This window comes from Litorilituus sediminis (genome assembly GCF_004295665.1).
GTDB lineage: Bacteria > Pseudomonadota > Gammaproteobacteria > Enterobacterales > Alteromonadaceae > Colwellia > Colwellia sediminis.
This window is the reverse complement of sequence record NZ_CP034759.1, coordinates 2310652-2330543: the sequence shown is the minus strand read 5'-3', so window position 1 is coordinate 2330543 and position 19892 is coordinate 2310652. Positions and strand designations below refer to the sequence as shown.

General features: G+C 39.0%; 21 protein-coding genes. 13 read left to right on the top strand and 8 right to left on the bottom strand.

Annotation, left to right across the window (positions count from 1 at the left end; genetic code table 11):
* Positions 1-83 precede the first annotated feature (83 nt).
* From ccoG to EMK97_RS10370, 3 genes are all read left to right on the top strand, one after another.
* A complete protein-coding gene (ccoG, locus tag EMK97_RS10380) occupies positions 84-1466 on the top strand; it encodes a cytochrome c oxidase accessory protein CcoG (protein ID WP_130601896.1) in 1383 nt (460 codons plus the stop codon).
* 101 nt (positions 1467-1567) lie between these two features.
* A complete protein-coding gene (locus tag EMK97_RS10375; RefSeq protein WP_246028756.1) occupies positions 1568-2290 on the top strand; it encodes a cytochrome c oxidase subunit 3 family protein in 723 nt (240 codons plus the stop codon).
* Positions 2291-2299: 9 nt separating this feature from the next.
* Positions 2300-2581 carry a cytochrome C oxidase subunit IV family protein gene (locus tag EMK97_RS10370; RefSeq protein WP_130601894.1) on the top strand — a complete coding sequence of 94 codons (282 nt, stop codon included), beginning with the start codon at positions 2300-2302 and terminating at the stop codon, positions 2579-2581.
* A 66-nt stretch (positions 2582-2647) separates the two neighbouring features.
* On the opposite strand, the gene EMK97_RS10365 is transcribed toward EMK97_RS10370, so the two are convergent.
* Together EMK97_RS10365 and proB are read right to left on the bottom strand one after the other, a co-directional pair.
* Positions 2648-3904: a glutamate-5-semialdehyde dehydrogenase gene (locus EMK97_RS10365; protein WP_130601892.1), complete on the bottom strand. Its 1257-nt coding sequence runs from the start codon at positions 3902-3904 to the stop codon at positions 2648-2650.
* Positions 3905-3921: 17 nt separating this feature from the next.
* Positions 3922-5037: a glutamate 5-kinase gene (gene proB / locus EMK97_RS10360; protein ID WP_130601890.1), complete on the bottom strand. Its 1116-nt coding sequence runs from the start codon at positions 5035-5037 to the stop codon at positions 3922-3924.
* A gap of 355 nt (positions 5038-5392) precedes the next feature.
* Here proB and EMK97_RS10355 point away from each other — a divergent pair, with 355 nt between their 5' ends.
* Both EMK97_RS10355 and EMK97_RS10350 read left to right on the top strand, forming a co-directional pair.
* Entirely contained in the window at positions 5393-6310 is a 918-nt protein-coding gene (locus EMK97_RS10355; protein WP_130601888.1) for an acyltransferase, read from the top strand.
* Positions 6307-7551, top strand: a complete 1245-nt coding sequence (locus tag EMK97_RS10350; protein WP_130601886.1) for a mechanosensitive ion channel family protein — start codon at positions 6307-6309, stop codon at positions 7549-7551. Before EMK97_RS10355 ends, EMK97_RS10350 begins: the two co-directional genes overlap by 4 nt.
* A 15-nt stretch (positions 7552-7566) precedes the next feature.
* Here the strand turns inward: EMK97_RS10350 and tesB are convergent, their stop codons facing one another.
* The gene (tesB, locus tag EMK97_RS10345; protein ID WP_130601884.1) at positions 7567-8424 is read right to left on the bottom strand and encodes an acyl-CoA thioesterase II; all 858 of its coding nucleotides are present in this window, start codon (positions 8422-8424) and stop codon (positions 7567-7569) included.
* Between the two features lie 276 nt (positions 8425-8700).
* On the opposite strand from tesB, the gene EMK97_RS10340 reads away from it, so the two are divergent.
* From EMK97_RS10340 to hemN, 5 genes are all read left to right on the top strand, one after another.
* Positions 8701-8952, top strand: a complete 252-nt coding sequence (locus tag EMK97_RS10340) for a hypothetical protein (protein WP_130601882.1) — start codon at positions 8701-8703, stop codon at positions 8950-8952.
* 110 nt (positions 8953-9062) lie between these two features.
* Complete coding sequence (yihI, locus tag EMK97_RS10335) at positions 9063-9638, top strand: Der GTPase-activating protein YihI (RefSeq protein WP_130601880.1); 576 nt, start codon at positions 9063-9065, stop codon at positions 9636-9638.
* A gap of 5 nt (positions 9639-9643) precedes the next feature.
* A complete protein-coding gene (locus EMK97_RS10330) occupies positions 9644-10135 on the top strand; it encodes a DUF2489 domain-containing protein (RefSeq protein ID WP_130601878.1) in 492 nt (163 codons plus the stop codon).
* A gap of 72 nt (positions 10136-10207) precedes the next feature.
* Positions 10208-10519, top strand: a complete 312-nt coding sequence (locus tag EMK97_RS10325) for a TraR/DksA family transcriptional regulator (RefSeq protein ID WP_130601876.1) — start codon at positions 10208-10210, stop codon at positions 10517-10519.
* A gap of 114 nt (positions 10520-10633) precedes the next feature.
* Positions 10634-12004 carry an oxygen-independent coproporphyrinogen III oxidase gene (gene hemN, locus EMK97_RS10320; RefSeq protein ID WP_130601874.1) on the top strand — a complete coding sequence of 457 codons (1371 nt, stop codon included), beginning with the start codon at positions 10634-10636 and terminating at the stop codon, positions 12002-12004.
* Between the two features lie 87 nt (positions 12005-12091).
* Here the strand turns inward: hemN and rmf are convergent, their stop codons facing one another.
* Together rmf and EMK97_RS10310 are read right to left on the bottom strand one after the other, a co-directional pair.
* A complete protein-coding gene (gene rmf / locus EMK97_RS10315; protein ID WP_130601872.1) occupies positions 12092-12265 on the bottom strand; it encodes a ribosome modulation factor in 174 nt (57 codons plus the stop codon).
* A gap of 406 nt (positions 12266-12671) precedes the next feature.
* Entirely contained in the window at positions 12672-12896 is a 225-nt protein-coding gene (locus EMK97_RS10310) for a DUF3820 family protein (RefSeq protein WP_130601870.1), read from the bottom strand.
* A 120-nt stretch (positions 12897-13016) separates the two neighbouring features.
* On the opposite strand from EMK97_RS10310, the gene EMK97_RS10305 reads away from it, so the two are divergent.
* Positions 13017-14129: a DUF3083 family protein gene (locus EMK97_RS10305; RefSeq protein WP_130601868.1), complete on the top strand. Its 1113-nt coding sequence runs from the start codon at positions 13017-13019 to the stop codon at positions 14127-14129.
* 7 nt (positions 14130-14136) lie between these two features.
* Here the strand turns inward: EMK97_RS10305 and EMK97_RS10300 are convergent, their stop codons facing one another.
* Positions 14137-14667 carry a response regulator transcription factor gene (locus EMK97_RS10300; RefSeq protein ID WP_130601866.1) on the bottom strand — a complete coding sequence of 177 codons (531 nt, stop codon included), beginning with the start codon at positions 14665-14667 and terminating at the stop codon, positions 14137-14139.
* Positions 14668-14705: 38 nt separating this feature from the next.
* Positions 14706-15944: a sensor histidine kinase gene (locus tag EMK97_RS10295; RefSeq protein WP_130601864.1), complete on the bottom strand. Its 1239-nt coding sequence runs from the start codon at positions 15942-15944 to the stop codon at positions 14706-14708.
* Positions 15945-16110: 166 nt separating this feature from the next.
* On the opposite strand from EMK97_RS10295, the gene msrA reads away from it, so the two are divergent.
* Positions 16111-16671, top strand: a complete 561-nt coding sequence (msrA, locus tag EMK97_RS10290) for a peptide-methionine (S)-S-oxide reductase MsrA (protein WP_130601862.1) — start codon at positions 16111-16113, stop codon at positions 16669-16671.
* A 72-nt stretch (positions 16672-16743) separates the two neighbouring features.
* On the opposite strand, the gene EMK97_RS10285 is transcribed toward msrA, so the two are convergent.
* Positions 16744-17436, bottom strand: coding sequence for a DUF3313 family protein (locus EMK97_RS10285; protein ID WP_130601860.1), 693 nt, complete (start codon positions 17434-17436; stop codon positions 16744-16746).
* Positions 17437-17658: 222 nt separating this feature from the next.
* On the opposite strand from EMK97_RS10285, the gene EMK97_RS10280 reads away from it, so the two are divergent.
* Positions 17659-19830 (top strand): DUF6351 family protein, encoded by a 2172-nt coding sequence (locus EMK97_RS10280; RefSeq protein ID WP_130601858.1) that lies wholly within the window; start codon positions 17659-17661, stop codon positions 19828-19830.
* Positions 19831-19892 lie beyond the last annotated feature (62 nt).

Here is a 19892-nt window from a genome sequence, read left to right as displayed (position 1 = left end):
TAAATCAAAGGTTTATTGTTTTTTATAGATTGGCTCGATTATTGATATATCAGGGTAACCATCAATTTTCCTGATTATAAAAAATGAAGTTCAATATTAATGAAGAGCAAATGATCATTAAGCCTTATGAGCATGAAGGCAATATTCAAGTAAGAGAGCAAAAAGGACGATTTCAAGATATAAGGCGTAAGCTGAGTTGGTTGCTTATGCTAACCTTTATTGCTATTCCGTTTATTCAATATAATGGCCAACAAGCGGTATTGTTAGATATTGGTCAACAACAATTTCGCATATTTTCCGTCACCTTCTGGCCGCAAGACTTTATTTTGTTAGCGGGAATTTTTATGGTTGCGGCCTTTGCGTTATTCTTTGTTACCGCTTGGCTTGGGCGAGTGTGGTGTGGTTATGTGTGTCCGCAAACGGTATGGACCTTAGCCTATATTTGGGTTGAGCATCGCATTGAAGGTAATCGTAATCAGCGCATTGCTTTAGATAAAAAACCATGGTCACGCGATAAAATTCAAAAGAAAGCGACTAAGCATGCTATTTGGTTATTTATGTCGTTGTTCACTTCTACTACCTTTATTTCTTACTTTATCCCTGCTGCTGATCTGTATGCAGAAATGATGACCTTTCAATGGAGTGGTTTAATTACCTTTTGGGTGTTGTTTTTTGCCTTGTGCACCTACGGTAATGCAGGCTTTTTACGAGAAAAAGTATGTACCCATATGTGTCCGTATGCACGTTTTCAGTCGGCTATGTTTGATAAAGACACCTTACTTGTTGCTTATGATAGTCAGCGCGGTGAAAGGCGAGGACCACGTCGTCGTAAGGATGATGCAAAACAATTAGGCTTGGGCGATTGTGTTGATTGTAATCTTTGTGTTGAAGTGTGCCCCGTAGGTATCGATATTCGTAATGGTATGCAGTATGAGTGTATTAACTGTGCCTTATGCGTAGATGCCTGTGATCAGACAATGGACAGATTTGGTTATGACAAAGGTTTGATCCGCTATACCAGCGAGCATGAGTTATTAGGTAAGCCTAAGAATAAAATGAGTTTGAAACTGATAGGTTATGGTAGTTTCACCTTGTTAATTACTGTGCTGATGGCAGTTTGGATTAATGCTCGTATACCGCTAGAAACTTCGATTTTACGCGATAGAAATGCTTTATATCGAGTCAATTATGAAGGCTTAGTAGAGAACACTTATACCTTAAAAATTCTCAATAAAACACAGCAACCGCTTCATTATGATATTAGTGCCAAAGGCATAGATGCGGCGAGTTTGTCTGCACCAGAAAAGCTACTTATTTTTCCTGGGGTTATGCAAGAAGTGCCAGTAACATTATCGGCAGATGGTTATGATCTCGACAAGAAAATGACAAAAATTCAATTTGTTATTCAAGCGGTAGAACAACCTGAAATTCAACTGATTAAAGACACGGTTTTCTTTAAAGATTAGTGTTTAACTGTTTAGCCTAAGCAAGTATATGCGCCAAAGCAGTTCTACTACTCTGTTATTGGCGACATGTATGCCCTCCACTTGCGGCTAGTGTGAAATACATGGAAGTATTTCACATACTTTTTATGCCAATGAATCACTATACTTTACATGATGAGCTGAGTTGTTGCTCTGCAACCAGCACAATAGAGATTGACAATATGACAGATATCACCAGCGCGCAGTTTTATATCAACGGTAATGGTAGCGTTACCCGAGAGCCTGAAACCATCAAGAAAATACCGGGTAATAAAGCGGTATGGGTCGTTATTTTTGCTGAACTTTCCGAGTTTGCAGTATTTTTTATCGCCTATTTTATTGCCAAAGCACATAGTCCAGTTGAATTTGAACAAGGGCCTATGCAGCTTCATACGCTGGCGGGTACGCTAAATACCTTTGCCTTGATTACCAGTAGCTACTTTGTCGCCAAGGCATTAGCGGCAATACGCGTTAATGAACCAGATAAAAGCGTTCGGTATCTTTCGTTTGCCGTTTTTTGTGGCGGCCTTTATTTAGTGATCAAGTATTGGGAATATCACTGGAATGTTGCTCAAGGTATTCAAACAGATACCAACAGCTTTTATAGCATGTATTACTACATGACATTTAACCATCTTATTCATGTGATATGGGCTAGCGCGAGCTTGATGTGGGCAATATCGCAAATAAAGTTAGGGCACTACAATCAGCAGCGTCATACCGGCTTAACGGCAATTGCTTGCTATTGGCATATGGTTGATTTGGCGTGGGTAATTATCTTCCCATTACTGTATGTGCTGCGTTAGGAGAAAGAAATGCAATTAAATAAACTTGATATTACCTGGTTGATTCTTATCACCATTACCATGGCTAATGCGTTAGTGGCGGAAACGGCTGAGCCACATTTAATTATTACAGCCATTATTTGCTTTTCAATCGCTTATAAAGGCCGACGCATTATTGATTACTTTATGGAATTGAACCAGGCAAACAAAACCATTCGCGTGCTAATGCACAGCTACTTCTATATATTTCCGGCGTTAATTTTTTTAACGGATGCCTTTGCTGAGCAATTAGCGCAGCTTACTTCGTTATAGGGGAATGAAGGTAAAGGCCGTAATGTAATATTATGTTATTTCGGCCTTTAATATAGATAAAACTCGCTAATCACGCACTTGGCCATCACCATAAACAACAAATTTTTCCGTAGTAAGTGAGGCTAAACCCATTGGGCCATAAGCGTGTAGCTTGCTGGTTGATATACCAATTTCTGAGCCTAGGCCTAATTGACCACCATCTGAAAATCGTGATGAAGCATTAACCATAACCACAGATGAGTTGATTTGGCGAATAAACTGCTGTGTTCTACTGATATCTTGGCTGACGATGACTTCAGTGTGATCTGAGGTGAATTCATTAATATGTTCAATGGCTTGTGCAAAGCCAGTGACTACTTTTACCGCAATTTCTTGTGCTAAATATTCGGCATGATAATCCTCATCACTTGCTAAACTTGCATTGGCAAAATACTCAATACTGTTTTCACAGGCATGTACTTTTACCTGAGCGGCATCAGCTAAAGCTTGTGCTGCCAGAGGTAAGAAAGTATCGGCGATACTTTCGTGTACTAACAGTGTTTCGATGGCATTACACGCACTAGGTCGTTGAGTTTTACCATTTACCAGAATATTTACCGCTTTATTGAGATCGGCAAATTTATCGATAAACAAGTGACAAACCCCTTTAAAGTGCTGAATAACTGGGATTTGACTGTTTTCTGTTACATAACGAATTAGGCCTTCACCACCACGAGGAATAACAAGATCAATACTCTCTCTTTGTTTTAATAGCCCCTCAATAACACTTCGGCTGGTATCAGGAATGACAGAAACTATATTTTTATCTATGCCTTGCTGTGTTAACACTTGGTGTAAACACTCGGCAATGGCTAGGTTGCTGTGAATGGCTTCAGAGCCGCCTCTTAAAATAACTGCGTTACCTGACTTTATAGATAATGCGGCAGCTTCGGCGGTAACATTAGGTCTTGCTTCATAAATCATAGCAATTACGCCAAGCGGAATGCGCATTTTACCTACTTGCATGCCATTGGGTCTTAGGCTCAACTGAGACACTTCACCGACAGGGTCGCTAAGCTGTGCGATTTCAATAATGGCACTGCTTATGTCTGCAATACCTTGCTCAGTCAGTAAAAGCCTATCTAGCATAGCAGGCGCTAAACCTTTTGCTTCACCTGCGGCTATGTCTTTTTGATTCTCAGTAATAATTTGTTGGCTATTATCGGTAATCGCTTTAGCCATGGCTCTGAGTAAATTATTCTTTTCTGTTGTCGTTAATTGCGCAACAGAGCGGCTAGCAACTTTGCTTTGTTTAGCCATAGTTTCGATGTTAAATGTGGTCATTATTATGTTCTCTTGTGCTATTTCTTGCTGTCATTTTTTAAAATGACCATATCGTCTCTGTGCACTACGACATCGCCTAAGTCATGGCCTAGAATGCCATCTATTTCGTCACTATGCTTGCCCATAATGCGCTTTAAGTCGTGGTGGTTGTATAAGCAAATACCCTTGGCAATAATCGCCTGGCTGTGGTGATCGACTAAATCTATGGTGTCACCGGCTTTAAATTTGTCTGTTACCGATAAAATTCCCGCAGGTAAAAGTGATGCCCCTTTATGAAGCAGCGCATTAACGGCACCAGCATCTAAGCTAATTTGCCCTTGGCTTTTTAGCGTATGTTTTAACCAGTGTTTTTTCGCGGTGATTTTGTCATGCTTAGCAATAAATCGTGTGCCCGGATTGACTTCTTTTAACAAAGCCGCAAATACCTCACTTTTAGTACCATTAACTATATAAGTATTGATGCCATGCTCGACAGCTTTTTCCGCCGCTTGTATTTTGGTTTTCATACCGCCAGTAGCCAGATGATTACGACTGGTGCCCGCCATGGCATAGATTTCATCGGTGATTTCTTCAATATTAGTGATTAATTCGGCATCGTTATTCACCTTAGGATCTTTGGTAAATACGCCATCAATATCACTTAGAATGAATAAGCTATCGGCATCACATACTTGCGCAACCAGTGCAGCCAAGTTGTCATTATCACCTACGGTTAAATCATCTGTGGTAACGGTGTCATTTTCATTAACTATCGGCAAAATACCATTAGCTAGTTGAATTTGAATGGTTTTTTTTATGCTAATAAAGCGCTCTCTGTCAGCGAGATCACTTTGTGTTATTAATATTTGGCTACAGGGAGAATCGAAAAATCGCTGCCAGTTGGCCATCATTTGCATTTGCCCAACAGATGCCATGGCTTTTTTGGTGGCAACAGAAAGTTTGGGTGAGCCATGATGAATAAGACTTCGTCCGGCGGCAACGCCACCTGATGATACTAAGATAATTTCTTTGCCTTGGTGCTGACAGTTAGTGATAAATTGGGCAATGGCTAACGCATACTTGCCAGAACAACCATTACTTGTAGGTGCAATTAAGGCACTACCTACTTTTATCACGGCTCGATTAAAGTTCATTTTTCCCCCTGTTATTCTGCTAAAGTCAGTATGCGCCAAAGCCTGTAGGCATTCAACAAAACTAGCTAAATATACAAAATATTCTCTAGACGAAAATATACTTTTTAATAGCTTAAGGTTTTAGTTGTCATGAAGTGGTTGTTTCTGGTGTTTTATTAGGGGGGTTCTGCCAACAAAATGATAGTGAAAATTTTAAATGGTTGAATTTGCAACAGCTTACCTTTTTCATGCTAGGCATGATTAGCCAAGTATTTGATAATTTATTAGCAGAATAAATAATATATATTTGCCTTAATTCGTGATTAAATACGTAAACAAAGATAAACCGCTTTTATATCACTGTTTAGTACGACCTATGCTTAATTTTTTACCTGCGCCTATTATTGGCTTCCTTTCTTTAGCTTTTTATTTGATAAACACCTTGTTGTGGTTAGCGCCAATTTTGGTTTTCTCTTTATTGAAGGCGCTATTTCCATTTAAAGTAACGCAGAAAGTATTTAGTTATTTGCTGGATTTAATGGCAAGTAATTGGGTGGCACTTAATAGTGTAAATCAAAAGCTGTTTACTAAAATGGAGCTTGATGTCTCAGGTTTAGAAGAGCTCAATATGAAAGACTGGTACCTAGTGTTGGCTAATCACCAAAGTTGGGTAGATATTGTTGTCATTCAAAGAGCTTTGCATGGCAAAATCCCTTTTTTAAAATTCTTTCTGAAAAAAGAGTTAATTTATGTGCCCATTATGGGCTTAGCGTGGTGGGCATTAGATTTTCCATTTATGAAGCGCTATAGCCAGTCGTTTTTGAAGAAAAACCCGCACTTACGTGGCAAAGATATTGAAACCACGCGTAAAGCCTGCGCAAAATTTAAACATAAACCTGTTAGTGTCATGAGTTTTATTGAAGGAACACGCTTTACCCAAGCAAAGCATGACAAACAAAACTCACCATTTAAGCATTTACTAAAGCCTAAAGCCGGTGGCATAGCCTTTGTGCTTGATGCCATGAGTGAGCATTTAACTAAAATTGTTGATATCACTATATATTATCCTGATGGCGTACCAAATTTTGTTGATTTTTTATGTGGGCGAGTGAAAAATGTCCATATTGAAGTACACACTAGAGAAATATCGAAAGAAATTAGTGGTGACTACTTTAATGACAGAACATACAAAATAGCGTTTCAGAAGTGGCTTACACAATTTTGGCATGATAAAGATGATAGGCTTGAGCAACTAATAGAAAAAAATACTATTGAGCACAGGAAAGTGGAATGAATGAAATAATTAGTTTTTGGTTGATAGAGCAAGGGGTTAGTGACGACCATTTAGCAAGCACCACACTTATTGTCGGTTTAGTGTTTATCGCCTTAATCGCGAGCGTAAGCTTTTACCTAACCAAATTCCAATTATTAAAAGTTGTAAATAATCTTATCATTAAGACCCGAAATACCTGGGATGATGCCTTAATTGAGCACCAGGTGCTTAATCGTATGGCGCTGATGGTGCCCTATGTATTGATATTGTTTTTATCGCCACTGGTACTCTTGCCTGAAAGTACTGCATCAGCCGTATTGGTACTGTTGGCTAAAGTACTGTTAACCTTTCAAGTTGCTCGCAGCTTAAGCGCTTTACTTAATGTGAGTCGCAGCATATATAAAGAAACCGCTAAACAAAAATACCTACCTTTAAATGCCATAATCCAAGTGATTAAGTTGGCGTTATATTTAGTGACGACCATTATTATTGTGTCATTAATTATCAATAGATCGCCGGTATATTTACTGAGTGGTTTAGGCGCATTAACCGCCGTACTCTTGTTGGTTTTTCAAGACACCATTAAGGGCTTAGTGGCGAGTATTCAAATTTCTGCTAATAAAATGGTGGTTGCTGGTGACTGGATAGAATTGCCAAAGTACGGCGCTGATGGTGATGTTATTGAAATTGGCTTAAGTACTGTAAAAATTGAAAATTTTGATAAAACAGTAACTACAGTACCAACCTATGCGCTGATAAGCGACTCGTTTAAAAACTGGCGCAATATGTATCATACTGGTGCTCGTCGTATTAAGCGCACATTGATTATAGATATAGCCAGTATTGATTTTTATAGTTTGGAAAAAATCGATTTTCTCAGTAACAGTAAGCTATTAAAAGAGTACTTGAGTGAAAAGAAACAGCTGCTAGCGCAAGATGCCAATGATGAGCCAAAAGAGCTAGCAAAAATCAATTCGCGCCAGTTAACCAATGTCGGGACATTTCGCGCATATATTGAGCTTTATTTACAGCAAAATAGCAATATTCGTAATGATTTAACCTGTATGGTACGCCAGCTACCTGCCACTGCCAGTGGCTTACCGCTTGAAATATACTGCTTTGCCAATACTTCGGTATGGGCAAAATATGAGGGTATACAAGCGGATATTTTTGATCACCTATTTGCCATAGCGCCGCAGTTTGATTTAAGGGTATTTCAGCACCCTAGCGGTTTTGATTGGCAAAACCAAAATAAACACTAGGGTTGCATCTAGCTGTTATCGTTGACGGATAACTCCTTCTTGCATGGTTGAGGCGACAAGCTCGCCTTGGCGATTAAATATTTGCCCTTTTACTAAACCTCGACCATTACTGGCTGATGGGCTGTCCATACAGTAAAGCAACCAATCATCAAAACGGAATGGGCGATGAAACCACATAGCATGATCTATGGTGGCAATTTGAAAGTTAGGTTGCCAGTGACTGACGCCATGCTTATATAATGCTGTAGGTAAAAAGTGAAAGTCTGATGTATAAGCCAACATATAGGTATGTATACGTAAGTCATCAGTTAACTCGCCATTGGCTTTTATCCACATAGGGCAATAGCCATCTGTTTTTTGCGGATTGAGCCAGTTGTATTTTTGTACTGGGCGCAAATCAATAGGTTTTTCAGCCAAGAATTTTTTCCGCATAGGCTCAGGCAGAGCGTGCTGGTTTTCTACAATGTAATCTCTAAATGAGCTTACCTGCTCTGGGGCTGGCACATCTGGCATAGTGTCTTGATGATCAAAACCTTGCTCTGCGTGCTGAAAAGAAGCAGTCATGTAAAATATCGCTTTGCCGTTTTGAATGGCTTGCACTCTGCGGGTGCTAAAACTTGCGCCGTCACGAATAATCTCAACTTCATAAACCACAGGTTTGCTGGCATCACCCGCGCGTAAAAAATAAGAATGCAGCGAGTGAACGAATCTATCGCTGGCAACGGTTTCTTGCGCAGCTGATAGTGCTTGCCCCATAACTTGACCGCCAAATAGCGCACGAAAACCCAGATCTTGGCTTTGTCCGCGATAAATACCTTGTTCGATAACTTCTAACTTTAGTAATGCCAATAGTTCATCTAAAACTGCACTCATAATTTTTCCTAGGTATGACCAGTAGTGTAACTAAGCAGTGCTTGTTGTCATTTCTACAGCGTTAGCACTTTATCATGTGGAAAAACCACACATCAAAAGTGCTGCCTTGTAAAATAAACTTCCAACAAGCTGCTGCTAAAATAAATTTGCAAGATCAATGAGAGCTATTGTAAGGACTATTGATGTCATTTGTAAAATAGGTTAAATTTCGAACGATAGCATTATGGAATACCCTTTGGTATGAAGAAAAGATGGATTTTAATGTAGAGGTTAATCATGCAAGCAATATCAGAAGCAGTTGCCATTGAAAGGCGACAAGAGGTATCTGAGCAAAGAGATGTATGGGAAGATTTAACGTTGGCGCAAAAATTTGCTGCCAGTAGTTTAACTCAATTTGGTTATGAGTTGGCATTTGTGCGAGACTGTCATGGCAATAGCTTGGCGGTATTGCTTTGCAATAATAATATTGCCACCATTTCTAAGGCGGGAGAAATTAATACCGCACCCAATATTAAATTGAGAAACTGATCACTTAGTTAAAAAGCAGATAACTTTCATTAAAAGCGCCTTAGAGCGCTTTTTTTATCGGCAAAATACAGTAAAATAGCAAGTAATATCTAAAAAGGTGAAAGTTCCTTATGTCTCGTAAGAAAAAGTCTAGAAAACCCGCCTCAGCGCCAATAGCTAAGCCGAAATTAAGTAAGCAAGAACTGGAAAATATTGAAAAAAGAGTGCGTAAAAAAACAGGTAAGCAGCCTGGAAATCGTCAGCAAGAAGCGAAATCATCAGCAAAGCAGCAATCAAAAGAGCAAAGAAATAAAGATCCTCGCTTAGGTAGCAAGAAGCCGATTGCGCTAGGTGCTTTAGCGAATAAAGCAGAAAAACAAGCAGTGAAAGCGAAAGATAAGTCATTAACGCCACTTGCAGCGGTAAGGCCGGTTAAATCTGATGAGCTACCCCCAGAGCAAGCGCTTATTGCGATAGAGCAAGATGAAACGCTACAACTTATTTTGGCTAAACAAGAAGATAATATTGAGCTTAGCGAGCAAGAAGTTGATTATTATAACGATATGATGGACAAGCATGCTCAACTTTCACAAGCGCTAGGTCTTGATGATAGCGAAGATGACGTTGCCCAAAGCCAAGTGCGCAGTGAAGAAGAGTTATGGCAAAAATTAGATGGTCATGATTTCTCAGCGTTTGAAGAAGAATAACCACCATGAGCTTATTTTGGATTATTGCCACTAGCATTGGTGTTGTTATTATTTTAGCGTTAGCTTTTTATGCTGGCAGGCTATTGCAACAGTTGTCTTTGCAAACTAAGCGTCAACAGCAAGCAGAGATTGCTCAGCAACAAGCGCATAAAAGTCATGATGTTAAAGCGCTTAAAAGTGTCATTATTATTACCCGTGCTATGCAAGAAGAGCAGTGTGATTTTAGTGAAGGTTGTTGGCGTTTATCTGTGCTGCTTGACTCATTAAAGCTAAGTAGCCAGCTAGATCAGCAATTCCCTGCTATATTTGAGTTATATAACGAAATAAAGCATTTATCGATTCTTGAAGATCGAAAGCAACTGGCTAAAAAACAGCGAATGAAAGAAGATTTTCAGCGTATGCAAGTCGAGTCTCGCTTACGTCCTGCCATTGAGACTGATGTCGAGAATCTTAAGCAATTTGCTGATGAGCAGGTTCAGCAGTTATCTAGTTCATAAAGCTAATCAATTCTGCTCGGCCATTGCTAATGCTGTTCATATGATTACCCATATAGCGAAAAGGTGATAGCAATGTCTGAGCAATTAAAATCACAATTCACCCAACGAATCATTGAACTTCAACAACGGATTGATTCAATTCATCAAGATTTTGCCAATGGTCGCGCTGCTGATTGGGCAGAGCAAGCTGGTGAACGCGAAAATGATGAAGTTCTCAATGCCTTAGAGTCTGAAGCGAAAATTGAAATTCAGCAGTTATCTAACGCAATTGCACGTATTGATAATGGCAATTATGGTATATGTCAGCAGTGCGGTGATGAAATTGCCAAAAAACGACTACAAGTACAACCCGCAGCCGTTATGTGTATTCAGTGTGCTCAGTAATTGATCTCGATTAATATAGCCCTTTATTTTTTGTGGCTATGTTGAGCTTGATCAAGACCACATCTGAGCAATGGTGTATACTCTCTATCGTAAATTAAATCAACGGTAGATAGCATGCAAGTAAGTCAATTTTTCGATAATACATTACTGAGTAAATACAATACCAGTGGGCCAAGATATACGTCTTACCCTACAGCGTTGGAATTTCATGATAATTTTAAACATGAAGATTTTATTCAAGCGGTGCAAAATTCTGAGAACAGAGATTTATCTTTGTATGTTCATATCCCATTTTGCCATACGCTATGTTACTACTGTGGCTGTAATAAAGTTATTACCCGTCATAGAGAAAAAGCAGATACTTATTTAGAGTACTTGGCAAAAGAGATTGCCCTGCAAGCACCACTATTTACAGAATATAGCGTTAAGCAATTGCATTGGGGTGGCGGCACGCCAAGCTTTCTTACTCATGAGCAAATCACTACCTTAGTTTCTTTGTTAAAAGAGAAATTTAATTTTTCTGATGATTTGGAAATGAGTATAGAAATTGACCCACGTGAAATTGAAATGGATCTTGCTGAGCACTTATTCTCGTTAGGCTTTAATCGCTTAAGCTTAGGAGTGCAAGATTTAGATTTAAAAGTACAGCAAGCAATTAACCGTGTTCAATCAACTGAGTTTATTGGTAACTTTATTCATCATGCCAAACAAGTTGGTTTTCAATCAATTAATATTGATTTGATTTATGGTTTACCTCATCAAACATTAGAAAACTTTAAGAAAACATTAGATAAAGCGCATGAGTGGGATGTTGATCGCATTTCATTATTTAGCTACGCGCATTTACCAAGTCGTTTTGCTGCACAACGTAAGTTACGTGATGAGTGGTTACCTAATACCCAAGAAAAGTTTGCCTTAATGAAATTAGCAATCGAAACTTTGTGTGATTATGGTTATGACTTCATTGGTATGGATCATTTTGCTAAACCAAATGATGAACTTTCCATTGCGCAAAATGATGGTTCGTTACATAGAAACTTCCAAGGTTACACGACTCGTGGTGGTTGTGACTTATTAGGGCTAGGTGTTTCATCTATTAGTGCTATTGGTAATAGCTTTAGCCAAAATATCAAAGATTTAAAGGAATATTATCAGGCAATTACTGAGCAACAGCATGCTCAGGTAGTTGGGGTAAGCTTATCTGAAGATGATGTTATTCGTGGAGAAGTCATTCGCGAATTAATGTGTAATTTATACTTAGATAAAAACCAAATTAGTGAAAAATATAATATTAATTTTGATGACTATTTTGCTGATGATCTCCCCTTACTAAATACGTTTATTGATGATGGTTTAGTAGAAAATAACGCTGACTGTATTCGTGTAGATCAAAAGGCGCGTTTGTTAATTCGTATTATTTGTATGAGCTTTGATGCTTATATGAAAAAGCATGTTAACCAGCAGCGTTTTTCTCGCGTGATATAGCAAGAATAGTTTGTTTAATTGAATGGCGAAATACAAGGATGCTGGAGAAGGTCATGCTTGTATTTCACCAAGTGGCTAGATAAAAAATTATCTAAAAAGCCCCATATTGCGATCAGCAACCGCTTCTCGCCAACCGCCTAACCATTGTGATTTAGCTTCGATATTTTGGTATGGACAATGCTCTTTAGCTTTGCCACAAAGACCTGCCTGATAACCATTTGAATGCGCTCTTCCTAATTTGTCCCTTTTTTGTCTCTTCATAGTTTGTACCTCATAGAACACCTCGTAACTGTTTGATAAATAATTATTTAGCTTTTAAATGAAAAGCAGATTTTAAATATAAATACTACGTTGTGGTCAATTTTTGTTGCTTGTGAGTTAGCACTTAGCGTGCTGGTGGGAGTCATATTTTCCATAATTAAACAACGCAAATTGACGGATTTATTTAAGAGGATTTGAACTGTGCTTGCAAGCAAAAATTTTGCTTCACTGCAGCTCAAATTCCATAAAATAGTAGGTCAAATTTTTGCTGAAAAAATAGCCGCTGAGAAAACAACTTGTTAGCAGCTATGCATAGATGAATTTTTTATATTGGCTATTTTTTATATAGAAAATTGGTTTAAAGGTTACAATTTGATGACGTTTTGATGAAAGTTAATTAATGTTTTTAGCTGTCACTGTGTAACAGCGGTTTTAGCATAGCCTCTAAACCATTAAGTTTTATTTCATACATCAAGGCGAGTTGTTCACCGAGTTTACCTTGAGGGTAGCCATTACTATGGAACCAAACTAAATAGGGCTCGGGTAATTGCAGTAATTTCCTTCCTTGGTATTTGCCAAAAGGCATAGTTTGATTAATTGCTTCTACGAGTTTTTTTTGATCGGCTAACAAGAAGGTTCTCCATTATTTCTTTGTCACTTTACTGACATCTGTAGGTCACAAAAACGTCATTTTTCTTATCTAGAATGTCAGCAATTAAATTACCTGTTTTAATTCTCAAATGGAATTTTTATGTCAATTATTAGAAAGCGTAGTGCGGCACATAAGGCATATTTGCCTAGCAATGTTAGGGATAACCAATATATATTAGCGGAATTCGCATTAACCGATGAGTTACTTGACGCCTTATCTGGTAAGTATTCCACTGTAAAGCCGCAGCCGTATTATGACGTCTACCATTATTTATCTACAGCATTTTTTTCTTTAACGACAAAGTTTGAATTAAGTAACTGTCAGTTTATTGCTAATGATAAATTGGCCCGGGTGCGTTTTAGCCAGGAAATGCATCAGTGGCAAACCAACCAACAAATTTTATTTTATTACAATCCTGAACAGCATCATTTGAAGAAGTCTTTCTTTGATGGCAGTAAAAGAGCTAAGAAGATTTGCTTATTGTTTTTAGCTACAGGTGATGATATTCGCCAAAATGCCGCAGGCTTTCATGGCAAAGTTGTTAATGTTTTAGGGCAGTTTTGTCAGGAAATGTCCTTAAAAATGGATGATGTCAGAGTAAGGGATCATCAGCATTTGACCTATGATTTATTTGCCAAGGAAAAGGGGTGTGCATCAACGCAAGTACATAAACTGAGACAAATTGATAAGCGCTATGCCAGTCAACATGTTGAGTTGCCTATTAATCATAGCGCGATGAATTATGCGGTGATTAATTTAAACATCAATAATGATATTTTGAACTTGGTAGAGCTAGACAATAGCTCTCAAGACCCTTACAACCCTTTGTATACGCACTTAACCAATGTGTTTACCCTTGCAGCTAAACAGTATAATTTAAATAATGCTGCACTTATTGCTAATGGTCTTGTGCCTATAGTGCGCTATAGCATTCATGAAATTGTCTCTAGGGTAGGCGAGTTGCAAATGCTTGGTTACAACCCTGAGCAAACACCATGTGGCATTGTCAGTAAGTGGGACGCTAATGAATTAACGGATACTATCCAGCTTATTTTTGTTGCCACGAAAGAAAATAGTACAGAATATGGTTACGGGCGTTTTCTAAATCAAATTGAGCAAGCAATGCAATTAATGGCAAAAGAGTTAGGTATATCGCCTAGTAAAAATGAGCTTTTAATTCGCTTCCATCAGCATGTCGCTTATAACTTTTAGCTTCTGCTTAGCTGGTTTGTGGGCGCTTTTGTAGCTTACGCTGTAAAGTGCGCCTATGCATGGAAAGCTGTCTGGCGGTGGCAGAGATATTCCCTTGATTAGCCTTTAATACTTGCTGAATATGCTGCCATTCTACTTGCTCTGCTGACAGTGTTTGTTCAGGCTCGTCTTTGATATCTATCGTGGCTGCCTTGGTATTGCTCAAGGTGGCTAGTAGGGTTTGACTGTCTATAGGTTTAGCAAGGTAATCATCTGCCCCTAGCTTTATGGCATCAACTGCGGTAGCAATACTAGCAAAGCCTGTCAGTAATATAATACGACTTTGTGGTCTTAGTTTGCGCAGAGGCGTGATGATATTTAATGTGGTTTCTTCTGCAAGCTTCATATCAAGTAAGATATAGTCAGGCAAAATACGATGACACGCTAACAGGGCGTCATTGTTGTTATCAACATGGGTACATTCATAGCCGTGCTTTTCCAATCGTCTTTTTAGTGTGTTGGCAAAGACAATGTCATCTTCAACTATGAGTAATTTCATGTCTAACTCCGTGTTTTATTGTTTGTTCTTTTGGGCCACTAAGCTTGGCTAGCGGGTAAACTTAAGGTAACTAAAGCGCCACCATCTTGATGGTTTGTTAATGCTAACTTACCACCTAGCCTTTCTAAACTCGCATGACTTAGAAAAACCGCCATGCCTAATCCTTGTTCACTGGCAACGGGTTTTACCCCGAGCTCTGCTAATTTTTTCAGAGTAAAACCTAAACCGTAATCTCTGATACTTAATTGCCAATTTTCACCGATGATCTGGCTCTCAATACTTAAACGCAGGCTGTTATTGGCTTTACTCGCTCTAATGGCATTGTTAATAAGATTTAGAATCGCGGGCAATAAAGCGGCATCAGCATTGATGCTGTTATTATCTTGGTGTCTAGCAATAAGTTCAAGTTCAATATCAGGGTAGTTAACAGAGATATTGTCTTTTATATCATCGAGTAATTGTTGGCAGCTAATAGGCTTTATTGTTTGCTCTTTAATGGAAAATACCATGGCTCTAAAGTCTGCCAAACTCTCACGACAGCGCGTAAGTTGTTCTTGCATATCATCTATGACGGGATTATTAGGGAAATCTTCAGCCAGCTCATCGGCAAGCAATTGCACGGTGGCGATAGGGGTTGCTAATTGGTGAGTAACCTGAGCTGAGGCAACACCAAGTGCGGTAACCTGTTCTTGTTTGAGCAAATTTTCTCGATAAGCAGCAATGGCCAGTTCTTGCTGGTTAATGCTACGCGCCATTTTGCCTACCACTAAAGCAACAACCAGTGTTGAGAAAAGAAAGTTAATGCCCATACCAATAAAGTGACCTTCCATATTGCCATGCATAACACTCATTGGCAGAAACCAAAGTAAGGCGCTATAAGAGAAAATAGCCAATGAGGCTACTATGGCTAATAATATTGGCGTTAAGGTAACTGCCGCTATGGCAATTGGGATAAGTAACAAAGATACAAAGGCGTTGGTTGCTCCGCCGCTGAAAAATAGTAGTAGTGATAAGAAAATAATATCAGCACAAATTTGAATTAAAATGGCGGTTTGGCTGTTCTTATCATCACTCGGGTGGTGTTTTCTATAATAGAAGCTGCTACCTAAGGTAAACAATACTTCGAGACCTATGACGCTAAATAGCGGAGTCCAAGGTAACTGGTAATGCAGTACTAAATTAACAAAAAAGATCAGCAATAGCTGAATGGTAATTGCTATGCTACGCAAGGCAATAATGGCTTGTATTTGGCTTGCTCTTTTGATGAATTTTGGCATAAGTCTTTTATGGCTAAATGAAATTAATTAGCATCTTACCTGATTAATGAGCAAAAAAGTTAAGCAAGGCACATCAAGTTGATAAAGATCAGCAAAAAACAAATAGACGTCTAAACGTCTATGGTGTATTGTTACTCGAGATAAATTCACGTGATTTGGTGAGGCTATGACAGAAAAATCTAATAAGACGAATATTCAACAGGCAACTTTAGCTGGTGGCTGTTTTTGGTGTATAGAGGCGGCATATAACAGCTTGCAAGGTATAGAGCAGGCAGTGTCGGGTTATATGGGTGGTGACAGTGCTGCACCAACATATAAAGAAGTTTGCGCTGGCGATACAGGCCATGCTGAAGTGGTGCGTTTAACCTTTGATGCCGATATCATTAGTTACCGAGAGATTTTAGAGATCTTTTTTACCTTACATGATCCGACTCAGCTTAATCGTCAAGGTAATGATATTGGCACTCAATATCGTTCAGAAATTTTCTTTGAGAATGATGAGCAGCAAGTTATTGCTAATGAAATTATTGCTGAGCTAAGTCAATCGGGTGCCTTTGAGCAGGATATTGTGACTAAGGTGACGCCAGTAAGTGAATTTTATTGTGGTGAAGACTATCACCAAGAGTACTTTAACAACAACCCTGAGAACCAATACTGCCAGGCGGTGGTTTCGCCTAAACTGGCTAAGTTTCGTAAGACTTTTGTTAGTAAATTAAAGGGTGAGTAGAAAATACTAGTTTGCTCATTGCTATACAGAAAGTATTTAGTGACGAGCAAACTAGCAGAGCATTATTTTATGCTATTTTTTGTTGCTTTGGTGGGTTTCATCAAACTTGCTTCTTAAGGTTTGCGCCCATGAGCGAATAATGCGTTTGGCATCGGCGCGATTGGTTACGCGATTTGACCATTGGTAATAACCGCGATCACCAGCAACTTGTGAATCAATAATTCGGGCAAGAATTTCACCGCTTACCGCATCGTATAGCTCTAAATATAGGGTTGCGGAGCCTGAATCATTGGTTAATGTTTTCCTGGGGGTTGCAGATGAGATATCAGGCGCATTTACATCCAGATTAATAATAGCGGGTCTGATAAGTAAGGTGCCTTCACTGGCTTGCTTAACAATCGGATAGTTATTGTCGCGAGAGAATTCTTCTAAAAAGACTTCATCTAATAATCCAGCAACAGATTCCTTAATACGGATTATATCTTTATCACGTATCTTTGAGGAGAGTGATGCAGCACCGCGATTGTAGTCTCGTTTCCAGTTTTTCTTAAAAGCAACAGTACTTGGTGCAATTTGTACCTTGTCGTATTCAGCAAAGTTAACACCGGGCTTTTGATAGGCTAAGGTTGAGCGACTTTCGTGTTTTAAATCTAAACCTTCAGCTGTTTCCTGTGGCGCATTACCTTGATAGGTGCTGCTACAACCAGCAAAAAGCAGCGTAGTTAGTAAAATAATGCCAGTATGCAGTTTTGATATATTTTTCATATAGCTTCCTTGTGTTTAGCTGTTGTTATTTGGATTATTTTCCAATGAGACGCACTCAGTTTGGCACACTATTGGTTAACATACAAAGGGGCAATTTCAGCTAAAAATCATGCTGAGTATCTTTGAAAATGATCAGGCTTAGCTATACTGAAAGAACGAATAATAACAACAAAACGCTAATTTTTTCGATTGTAACCTCAGACTTCTAAAGGTGGTGATCTTATGCGTTTTAATAAGTTAACCCTGTTATTAGCTACAGCGTTTATCGCCCTTGCTTATCTCATTTACCCTGCTGATGACCCATACAAGCACCGACAGGTAAATCGTATCGCCTCGGCAGAAAATAACTTTACTTTGCCTATTGAACCACATATTAGCCAAGTGACTAGGCCAAAAGAAACCTTTTCCTTTCCAATTAAGCTTGGCGAAGTCGGCCCAAGTAACTCACTGTATTCTGGCCCTAAGCAATATCCTTTTTATTGTATGACCATAGACTCTAAATTAGGGCAACCGCTTGTTGATAATTTGCAGGGGTTTGGCGTGCCAGTATACGAGGATATTAATAAGCAAAGTAAAATTATTGGTCATTCAAAAGATTGCCTAGTAAAAAGCCAATTGCATTTTTTCTATCTGGATAAAGCCGATCGCCTTGTTAAGCTCAAGCCTGAGCAATTTAATTCTATTTCGCAGCTTGCTCAAGCTAAGCAGCCATTACAATTGTTTCGCGCTGAGCAAGGTAGTATTAATCGCTTTATTTACACCATAGCTATGGCAATAACGCCAGAAGAATTAGGCACTAGAGTAGAAAGCAGCCTATGGAATAAGCGCTTAATTTATCAATTTAATGGTGGCTCAGGTATTGGTTTTCGCCAAGGTCGACAAAAAGCCGTCAAAATTATTAGTAATCGCTTAGCGCAAATTCAGGCAGGTTATGCGGTCATCAGCTCAAGTGGTAATCGTACTAGCTATACCTATAACATGCTATTGGCAGAAGATACTGCCAGACGAGTAAAACTTAACTTTGTTAGCTTGTTTGGCGAGCCTTTATACACTGTAGGAATTGGCGGCTCAGGTGGTGGTTTGGCGCAATATCTAATTGCGCAAAATAGCCAAGGTATTCTCGATGGCTTAATTCCACAATATTCTTATCCAGATATGCTTAGCCAAACCATTTATGCCTTAGATTGCGATTTATTAAACAACTATTTTACCTTTCGAGATAAAGGCAACAGTCGCTGGCAGCAGTGGGATCAACGTAAGTTATTAGAAGGTATGAATACTTTGCATGACTTTCCCCAAAGGATAGCTTTTTTACAGCCGGTAGCACAATTAATGGCGGGTATGGTACCAAGTTTCCCTCAAGGAAATAGTGAGTGCATCAATGGTTATTTTGGTTTGTCGACTTTTATTCATAACCCGAGGCAAGGCTTTTTACGTAGCTTTTTCAGTGAAGATGTTGTTGAGCAAACCAACTGGAACTATTGGGAAGATATGGCTTGGTTATTTAAACGTGATCAACATGGTTTAGTGCAAAGTACTTGGGATAATGAAGGGGTGCAATATGGCCTTAGGGCACTTAAACAAAAACAAATAACCTTAACAGAATTTGTTCATATCAATCGATATATCGGTGGCTGGAAAGAGCAACATCAAATGCAGCCTGAAAGTATCGTAATGCCTTTTGGTCGTAAGTTACCGCTTTGGTTATCTCTGTGGGGCAGTGACAATATTACCGAATATGATGAAGTATTAGCACATGCGCCAAGACATAGCGCCTCTCTTGCGGCAATTGAGGCAGCTTATCGGGGCGGACAAGTGTTTATCGGCCAGCTTGATTTACCCATTATTGATGTTCGTCATTATTTAGAAGAGAAATTAGATATGCATCATATGTCGGCATCATTTAGCGCTCGGCTTAGACTATTAGAGGCCAATGGTCATTACGAGAATCAAGTGATTTGGGTAGCAAAACGAGATTATGATCCCAGCGTACAAGCTTTCGCTTTAATGGATAAATGGCTACAAAAACGTAAAGAAAACCCAGCCTTGACGGCTAGTCAGGCTCGGCCTGAGCAATTACAAGACGCCTGTTTTGATGAGCAAGGCAAAGTGATTGCTAAAGGTCGCGGGGTTTGGCACGGCAAGTGGAATAATGAACGCGAAGGCAGTTGTGCGCAACATTATGCTATTTTTTCAAATAGTCGCATTCAGGCGGAAGGGCCGTGGCAGGGCAGTATCTTTAAATGCCAAACCATACCTGTTGAGCAGGCAATAAAACAAGGGGTTTATGGTGATATTGATATTTCTAGTCAGCTAGCACAATTAAAGGAGATTTTTGCTAATGGCGTATGTGATTACAGTAAAATGGATGCTGGCAGGCCAAGCGATATTTAACTAAAACAGTAAGTTAACTAAAACAAGAGCAGTGCTTGTTAACACTGCTCTTAAGCTATTTA